The sequence below is a fragment of the Dialister sp. UBA1703 genome, from assembly GCA_002320515.1.
GTDB lineage: Bacteria > Bacillota > Negativicutes > Veillonellales > Dialisteraceae > Dialister.
Genome location: DCJJ01000100.1, coordinates 1,633 through 2,736, shown reverse-complemented (window position 1 = coordinate 2,736; position 1,104 = coordinate 1,633). Strand labels below are relative to the sequence as shown.

Genomic DNA, 1,104 nt, shown 5'->3' with positions numbered 1-1,104 from the left:
GCATTGCATAAAAATTCAAGAATAAAAGCAAACAATGATTTAATCAGCGCTTCCCTATCGGGAATACAGGCATCACATACGACACAAAAAAAGAGCAGTCTTCCTGCTCTTTTTTTCATGGCTGTTATCCCAGACGGGCGGTAATGTCTTTCGCCCAGGCCCGGTTAATAAGGAGGTCGTCCTTGGAAATGGCGTCGATACGGTCGAGGGCCGCTTCTTTAATGGCCTTGTAGAGGGCCATGTCAAATTCCATGGAAGCCACCATGTGCCCTCCCTTCCGGAAGAGGAAACCGTGCTCGCCGTCTTCGTTGGTGGCAAAGTAGATTTCATCGATATGCTTGTCCTTGTACCGCTCCTCCACATTGTCCCAGATGGAAGCCTTGATGATTTCCACGATCCGGTCATCCAGCCCGGCGTCCAGAATGAGGAGTTTTTCCTTGAAATCATTATAGGAAAGGACGATGCGCTTCCGATAGCCGTCGAAGGCGTTGCCCTTTTGGGAAAGGATCTTTTTCATTTCTTCATAGGAAGAGCCGTCGGCGTCTACGAAGATAAGCACTTTGTCTTCCTGCTGGTGATAAAGGAAATTGTAATTCAAAATAGCGGCAGCACCGCAGTCGGGGCAGCGATACCGGAAGGCCTCGTCATTTCTGACCTTCTCCTTCATTTCCGGATATTCCCGGGTATTGATACTGTCCCAGACCCGGAAGGAATGTTTCTTCCCGCACTGGGGACAGGTGATTTCCTGCATTGCACTCTGTGACATGACAGCCTCCTGTATGTTTTATTTGGCTCTTATTATAGCATAAAGAGAAGCGGCATGGGCCGTGTGTGGCTCAATGTCCAGCACCCATAGTGCCACTGTGCACATCCAGCATAGGATGTGCAAGTCGGGCAAAGTAAGGCGCTACGTAGAACAAATGAAGAAGTATCATTATCATTCTTACCCTCGTACACCCTATGGCCCCTCAAGGGGCAACGAGAAATTTAAATGCCTTTCCTTTTGCCTGCCCGACCGAACTTAGCGGGGGAAAGGTGTTGGCGCCAGCCACCAAAGGGGGTGCTGCCTCTACGCTGAGAATGCTAAGGAAGCACTGATTAATT

General features: G+C 49.4%; 1 protein-coding gene. It reads right to left on the bottom strand.

Annotated features, from left to right (window positions below; translation table 11 throughout):
• Nucleotides 1-124 precede the first annotated feature (124 nt).
• Complete coding sequence (locus B2Y11_RS04865) at nt 125-766, bottom strand: CpXC domain-containing protein (RefSeq protein WP_291056882.1); 642 nt, start codon at nt 764-766, stop codon at nt 125-127.
• Between the last annotated feature and the right edge of the window lie 338 nt (nt 767-1,104).

Coding starts and splice junctions, on each gene's coding strand:
- B2Y11_RS04865 (WP_291056882.1), bottom strand. CDS start 766: ATGTCACAGAGTGCAATGCAGGAAATCACCTGTCCCCAGTGCGGGAAG.